Annotated in this window: 8 protein-coding genes; all 8 read left to right on the top strand. The window is 49.9% G+C overall.

Annotated elements, in window-relative coordinates:
* Window positions 1-227: 227 nt before the first annotated feature.
* The 8 genes from Q8O92_12195 to Q8O92_12160 all read left to right on the top strand — a co-directional run bounded on the left by Q8O92_12195 (window position 228) and on the right by Q8O92_12160 (window position 7073).
* On the top strand, window positions 228-503 hold the full coding sequence (locus Q8O92_12195; protein MDP2984076.1) for a zinc ribbon domain-containing protein: 276 nt from the start codon (window positions 228-230) through the stop codon (window positions 501-503).
* 10 nt (window positions 504-513) lie between these two features.
* Window positions 514-1068, top strand: coding sequence for a tetratricopeptide repeat protein (locus Q8O92_12190; GenBank protein MDP2984075.1), 555 nt, complete (start codon window positions 514-516; stop codon window positions 1066-1068).
* An 18-nt stretch (window positions 1069-1086) separates the two neighbouring features.
* Window positions 1087-2076 carry a MoxR family ATPase gene (locus tag Q8O92_12185; protein MDP2984074.1) on the top strand — a complete coding sequence of 330 codons (990 nt, stop codon included), beginning with the start codon at window positions 1087-1089 and terminating at the stop codon, window positions 2074-2076.
* A gap of 3 nt (window positions 2077-2079) precedes the next feature.
* Entirely contained in the window at window positions 2080-2958 is an 879-nt protein-coding gene (locus Q8O92_12180; GenBank protein MDP2984073.1) for a DUF58 domain-containing protein, read from the top strand.
* Window positions 2959-3123: 165 nt separating this feature from the next.
* A complete protein-coding gene (locus Q8O92_12175; protein ID MDP2984072.1) occupies window positions 3124-3870 on the top strand; it encodes a hypothetical protein in 747 nt (248 codons plus the stop codon).
* Window positions 3871-3906: 36 nt separating this feature from the next.
* Window positions 3907-4836, top strand: a complete 930-nt coding sequence (locus tag Q8O92_12170) for an ATP-binding cassette domain-containing protein (protein ID MDP2984071.1) — start codon at window positions 3907-3909, stop codon at window positions 4834-4836.
* 13 nt (window positions 4837-4849) lie between these two features.
* Window positions 4850-5635 carry an ABC transporter permease subunit gene (locus Q8O92_12165; protein ID MDP2984070.1) on the top strand — a complete coding sequence of 262 codons (786 nt, stop codon included), beginning with the start codon at window positions 4850-4852 and terminating at the stop codon, window positions 5633-5635.
* Window position 5636: 1 nt separating this feature from the next.
* Window positions 5637-7073, top strand: coding sequence for a GldG family protein (locus tag Q8O92_12160; GenBank protein MDP2984069.1), 1437 nt, complete (start codon window positions 5637-5639; stop codon window positions 7071-7073).
* The last annotated feature ends 10 nt before the right edge of the window (window positions 7074-7083 follow it).

Raw genomic sequence — 7083 nt, 5'->3', positions numbered from 1 at the left:
GGGGGAAACATATTGGCAGGCAGTATCTTACCCCCTTAACAAGGGGGTCGCCGCTTTATGCGGCGGGGGGATTTTGTCTTTAGAGCATATAAATAGCATGGCATATTTGTCGCCAAAGAAAAAAATGGGGGATGGCCAGAAACTCACTATCATCCTTGACTGATGAAAGCCATTTAATTATATTTCATGTTTATATTTTGACTTTATATGAACTTACGGGAGGAAAAATGCCGACATACGAATATAGATGCCAGGATTGCGGGCACGAGTTCGAGATGTTTCAGAGCATGAAAGACGAGCCTGTAAGGGTTTGTCCTAAATGCTGCGGGAAAGTGCTTCGTCTCATCGGCACAGGCGCCGGTCTTATTTTTAAAGGCAGCGGGTTTTATGCCACCGATCATCGGAGCGAGTCGTACAAGAAAGACGCCAAAGCCGACAAGAATATCGATCTCCCCAAGAAAACCGAGACAAGTTCAACTAAAAGCCCTGCATCAGAAAAGTAGGAGAAAATAGATGGAAAAGAAAATGATCCTTAAAACAACCGCTATGTCATTTCTTGCCGTGGCTTTTTTTGTTTCTGCGGCATTTCTTTCAGGATGCGGAAAATCTCCGGATAAGCTCTATACCGAGGGAAAAACGCTGATTCAGAAAAAAGAAACCGAAGCAAAGGGAATGCAGCTTCTCGAAAGCTTCGAGAAGAAATTTCCCAAAGACCCGCGCACCCCGGAAGTGATTTTAGCTATTGCCACAATAAACCAGAGCGAAAAGAAATTCAAGGAAGCGGAAGCTGCATACAACCGTCTCCAGGAGAAATACCCCAAATCGGCCGAAGCTTACAAAGGCATGTTTCTCATAGGGTACATGTATTATGAAGACATGAAAGACACCGAAAGAGCGAAAGCGGTGCTGAACAAATTCATCACCGCATATCCTGATTCGGGGCTGACCGTATCTGCCAAGGTCCTGCTTGAAAATGTCGGACTGCCGGTTGAACAGTGGAGCACGGTAAAGAACATCGTTTCCGACCAGAGTAAAGAAGCCGGTGAAACGGCTGCAAAAACCAAGTAACATTCCGGAGGGTGGCAGGTGCAATACGACATAATCAGTCTCAATGAAAAAATCGCCAGGGAAAGCGTTCTCGTCCGCTCGCTCACTGCCGAAATTGGCAAGGTGATCGTCGGACAGGAAACCATGATCGAGCGTCTCCTCATCGGTCTCATGACCGGGGGCCACATACTCCTGGAAGGAGTACCGGGCCTGGCCAAGACCTTGACAGTCAGCACACTCGCCTCGGTCGTGCATGCCGGTTTCCAGCGTATCCAGTTCACCCCCGACCTTCTTCCCGCCGACCTGGTGGGAACCCTGATTTTCAATCAGAAAACCGGAGAATTTATCCCCAAAAAGGGGCCGGTATTCACCAATTTTGTCCTCGCCGACGAAATCAACCGCGCACCTGCCAAGGTGCAAAGCGCGCTCCTTGAATGCATGCAGGAGCATCAGGTGACCATCGGCGATACCACCTATCCCCTCGAAGACCCGTTCATGGTGCTTGCCACCCAGAATCCCATCGAGCAGGAGGGAACCTATCCCCTGCCGGAAGCCCAGGTGGACCGGTTCATGTTCAAAGTGCTGGTGAGTTACCCAACGAAAGAAGAGGAATTCGCCATCCTGGAGCGCACCGTCCTCCAGCCGCCGATACATCTGAAACCGATGATCAGCCTTGACCAGATCCTTCATCTCCGCGAAGTGGTGAAAACGGTGTACATGGATGACAAGGTCAAGCACTATATCCTGGATATCGTATTTGCCACCCGTAAACCCGCCGAGTACGGCCTTGGGGAGCTGGCCGGTTTCATCGAATACGGTTCGTCGCCGAGAGCGACCATCTATCTCGCCCTGGCGGCGAAGGCGCATGCATTTCTCCGGGGAAGAGGATATGTGATTCCGGAAGATGTGAAAGTGATCGGGCCGGATGTGCTCCGTCACCGGATAATCCTGACCTATGAGGCGGAAGCCGAAGAAATCTCCCCCGAAGACATCATCCGGAAATTATTCGAGCATATAAAGGTCCCGTGAGCCATGCAGACCGAAGAAATAGCCAAAAAGGTCAGAGGAATCGAGCTTAGGACCAAAAAGGTGGTGAACGACGTATTCAGCGGCGAATATCATTCCGTGTTCAAGGGCAAGGGAATCGAATTCGCCGAGGTGCGTGAATACGGCATCGGGGATGACATCCGTCTTATCGACTGGAATGTAACCGCCCGAATGGGCCATCCGTACATCAAGACATTCGAGGAGGAACGCGAGCTTACCGTGATGCTCGTGGTGGATGCCTCCGGGAGCGGGCATTTCGGGAGCCGCGGGATGTTCAAGGCGGACCTGGCCGCAGAGGTTTCGGCTGTTCTGGCATTCAGCGCAATAAAAAACAACGACCGTGTCGGGCTGATTATTTTCACCGACCGCATCGAGCTCTACATCCCTCCCCTGAAGGGGAAAAAGCATGTTCTCCGGGTTATCCGGGAAATTCTCTTTTTCAAACCCGAGGGGAAAAAAACGAGCATCAACGAAGCGCTCGGCCATGTAAACCGTATTATGAAGCGAAAATCCATCGTTTTTCTCATTTCGGACTTCATGGACAGCGGCTTTGAGCCGGCACTGAGCGTGGCCGCCCGCAAGCACGATCTTATCGCTGTCACCATCGGGGATGAACGCGAGGAAGCGCTGAGCGATTCAGGATTGGTGGTTTGCGAGGATGCGGAAACCGGGGATGTGTTCATAGCGGATACCTCCTCAAAAAACGTTCGGCGGCGGTATTGGGAATATATGCAGAAACGGCAGGCGGACCTAACTTCACTTTTCCGGCGGTACGGTGTGGACCGGATCCCCCTTAAGACCGGCCAGGCGTATGAAAAAGAGCTTGTGCGGTTTTTCAAGAAGAGAATCCGGCAGTTCAGATAAAAGATATTCCGAGTATGTATCAGGTAAGTATTTTTGAAATAGTTTGCTGTGATTTCATATAGATGCCGAAACAAGTTCGGCATGACACGTGTCATCCTGAACTCGTTTCAGGATCTATTTCCAATCACTAACCTTTTCAAATAGGATACTCGGATAGGAAAAATTATGAAAATCGAAACCATATTGACCGTTTCTCAGTCTAAAAGGCTCATTGCCAGGGGAGTAGTACATCATCCGAATGTCAGGGCGGCGTTCCACAACGGAGTCATCGGAATATGCCGTGGAACTACCTGTTCGGCTGTTGCCGAGGAGTTTCTGGGAAGGGCGATAGAGAAATTCGGTTACACTACCGGTGTGACGATGCCGAAGAACCTGGAAGGCTCATTTCCCGCAGTGACGCCGGCGCAGGAGGTCATGCATGACATCATCATCCGCCGTGGGGAAATCCACATGGACGGCGAGACGGTAATCGACGCCGCGAAGAATATGTCGCCTGGAGATGTCATCATCAAAGGGGCGAACGCTCTCAATTATGCAAAAGGGATAGCCGGCTGCCTGGTGGGACATCCGGCGGGAGGAACAAGCGGAGGATTCTGGGGGCCGCTTTATGGCAGAAAACTCAGGCTTATCATACCGGTCGGGCTGGAAAAAGAGATTGCCTGCGGCATCCTCGAAGCATCAGCCGAATGCATGGAGGAGAACGCGGGTAATGCCCTCATGCCCCTGACCGGCGTCATCATCACCGAAATTGAGGCGATCTGTATCCTGACCGGCGCTCATGCCTTACAGATTGCGGCGGGAGGCATCCGCGGCGCGGAAGGTTCGGTGCGGCTGCTCATAAACGGGAACCAGGAAGAAATCCGCGAAGTCAGTAAGATTATATCGGCTTTGGAGCAGGAAAAGCCCTATTGATAGAGGCACTGAATTACTTATGTGAAGGAGGGGAAATTGATTGATGTTCAGAATTTGACCAAGTATTACGGAACAAAACTCGCTCTGGATAAAATATCCTTTACGGTCAGAAAGGGGGAGGTGCTTGGTTTTCTCGGACCGAATGGCGCCGGAAAATCCACAGCCATGAAAATCATAACCTGTTACCTTTCTCCGACCGAAGGAACGGTCAAAGTGGACGGCATGGATGTGGTGAACGACTCTCTCGAAGTCCGGAAACGCATTGGATACCTGCCCGAAAACCCTCCTCTCTACATGGACATGACGGTAAAAACTTACCTTGAATTCGCCGCAAAAATCAAAGGGGTGCCGTCTTCCAAGCTGCGGGAAAGTGTCAGCTCGGTAGTGGAAAAATGTGGACTCAACCGGTACTACCGGGCATACTGCAATTCTCTCTCCAAAGGATTCCGCCAGAGGGTGGGAATCGCCCAGGCCATGATCCACAATCCCTTGATCATGGTGCTCGATGAGCCGACCATCGGCCTCGACCCCATACAGATCGTGGAGATTCGCAATCTCATCAAGGGCTTTGGAGGCGATCATACAGTTATCCTTTCGACCCACATACTTCCGGAGGTGGACATGACCTGCGAGCGGGTCATCATCATCAATAACGGAATTATGGTGGCCGAGGACTCGACCAAGAATCTGCGGGCGCGTCTTCCTCAAAAGGAGCAGTTTGTTATCGAAGTGAGGGGAGATGTCCGATCGCTCTTGCCCAAAATCGAAAAAATACCAGGAATTACCGGCATTTTTCCGGAGAACAGTACCGACGGTATCTCTTCATACAAGATCGAAACTGACAGCACCGCCGATGTAAGGCCCGAGGTGGCAAGAACGGTGGTCGGAGAGAATCTGGAACTCCTCCAGCTCCGGGATGTATCGCTGACTCTCGAGGATATATTTATCCAGGTAACCATGAAATAACGGAGACTGATAGATGAGAAACGCTCTTGCGGTATATGTACGTGAAGTCCGAAGTTACTTTGTTTCACCGATTTTCTATATTCTGGCGTTCGTATTCATGATTGTGGTGGGAAATGTATTCAAAGACACGTTTTTCGCCTTTGCCAACCAGACAATGGATTATCTTCGAATGGCGCAGAACTATAAAACAGCGATTCCAATGATGTATGTGAACATGGTGGCCGGCACCGTTTTCACCTATATCAATTTCCTGTTTCTTCTCATTGTTCCCCTCCTTACCATGCGCCTTTATGCCGAGGAGAAGAAAACGGGCACCATGGAACTGCTCATGACTTCTCCCATTACCACCACTCAGGTGATGTTAGGGAAATTCTTTTCGGCTTTAACAATCTATACTCTCATGCTGGTTCTGACCATGGCATTTAATGTGATAATGATGATTGAATCCGGAGGCAAGCTCGAGTGGGGGCCGGTGTTCAGCTCCTATCTCGGTACTATACTGCTTGGTTCTGCAATAATTTCCATCGGGATGTTTTTCAGCTCTCTCACCGAAAATCAGATTGTTGCGGCGGCTGTTACCATTTCGGCGATCATGGGATTATGGCTCCTTTTCGCCACCTCGCAGTACCTGAATCCTCCGTACAACACCTTCGTGCGATACCTGTCATTCCCCGAACATCTGGACTCGTTTACCCAGGGATTTATCGGGATCAAGCATATTTTCTACTTCCTCTCGGTAACCGTCTTCGGGTTATTCCTGACCGGAATCAGCGTTGAATCTGCAAGATGGAGGCAATAACATGCAGGGCAGGAGAACAAATCTGACCAGGGTAATTTTAGAAAAGATATACAAGTATGGCCTCAGCCCGGTGGTTTTCGCCCTTGCTCTTCTTTTGGGGCTTATCGCCGCCAATTATGTAATTGCGGTAAGAGCGCCGAGCTATGATGTAACAAAGAACAAGGTGAATTCCCTTTCCAGGGAGACCGTAAATCTGCTTAACCAGTTGAAATTCGATGTAACCATCAAAGCTTTCTACACTACCAACTCCCAGAGGCAGGTCGGGCTTATCATGGAAAAATATGTGAAAGGCTCGCGTCATATCAAGGTGGAATATATCGACCCCATCAAAAATCCGGTGGCGGCTGATAAATACGAGGTAACCATTCCCGGAACCATTGTCCTGGAAAGCCTCGGGAAACAAACCCGTATCAATCCCAGCCCGACCAGCCGATTATACCATGAGCGGGCCATCACCACAGCCATCTACCGGCTGATGACCGACACCACGAAGAAAGCGTATTTTACCTCCGGCCATGGCGAGCTGAGTCTGGAAAATGTAAAATCCAACGGACTAAGCCTGATCAAGGAGCGCCTTGAGGAGCAGAATTACCTTATGGAGACAATAAATATCCTCGAAAAGAACGGAGCGCCGAAAGACTGTACCGTCCTGATCGTCGCCGGACCAACAGTTCCGTTCACCGATGAAGAGCAGAATATGGTCATGAATTACGTTGTTTCACAGGGTTCGGTAATTTTGATGCTCAACCCCGGTATCAAGACGAATCTCGAAAAAATTGTGGAGTCCTACGGTATTCTGCCCGGGAATGATTATGTGTATGAAACTTCCAAGAGCCTGACCACCCAGTTCGGCGGTGCCCTTGCACCGCTCTGCGCCCCAAAAGATTCTTCGGAAATTACCGAGAAGCTGGAAAATCAGACATTCCTGTTCCCCTTTGTGCGGAGCATGACTCCTGTGATTCGGGCTAAAAGCATCAAGCTGGTAAGACTTGCGGTATCCAGTGAAAACAGCTGGGCTGAAACCGATCTCGAATCGGCTAGAACAGCGAATACCGCAAAAAAACCCAGCCGTGATGAGAAGGAACTGAAAGGCCCTGTCACCGTTGCTGTGACCGCCGAACGTGAATTCGAGCTTCCCGATTCCCTTGCGACCCGGGACACACACACCACCAAGGTACGCTCAGCCTTTTTCGGAAATGCTGCATTCATATCCAATCAGTTTGTGACTCCATTTCCCGCCAATATGAGCCTTTTCACCAATACGGTGAACTGGATTACCAAGAACGAAAAGATAATTGAAATAACGCCAAACACCACGAGATTCACCCCGGTGGAGTTAAAGGAATCCGACCGGAGAATGATAACCCTGCTTACCCTGGTTGTGATTCCCTTTGCCATTTTCATGGCTGGATTCGTTGTTTGGTATCGCAGACGCTAAATGGAGAAAA

Source organism: Candidatus Latescibacter sp. (assembly GCA_030692375.1).
Classification (GTDB): Bacteria; Latescibacterota; Latescibacteria; order Latescibacterales; family Latescibacteraceae; genus JAUYCD01.
This window is presented reverse-complemented; position numbering and strand designations above follow the sequence as displayed.

Coding starts and splice junctions, on each gene's coding strand:
- Q8O92_12165 (MDP2984070.1), top strand. CDS start 4,850: ATGAGAAACGCTCTTGCGGTATATGTACGTGAAGTCCGAAGTTACTTT.
- Q8O92_12160 (MDP2984069.1), top strand. CDS start 5,637: ATGCAGGGCAGGAGAACAAATCTGACCAGGGTAATTTTAGAAAAGATA.
- Q8O92_12175 (MDP2984072.1), top strand. CDS start 3,124: ATGAAAATCGAAACCATATTGACCGTTTCTCAGTCTAAAAGGCTCATT.
- Q8O92_12190 (MDP2984075.1), top strand. CDS start 514: ATGGAAAAGAAAATGATCCTTAAAACAACCGCTATGTCATTTCTTGCC.
- Q8O92_12180 (MDP2984073.1), top strand. CDS start 2,080: ATGCAGACCGAAGAAATAGCCAAAAAGGTCAGAGGAATCGAGCTTAGG.
- Q8O92_12195 (MDP2984076.1), top strand. CDS start 228: ATGCCGACATACGAATATAGATGCCAGGATTGCGGGCACGAGTTCGAG.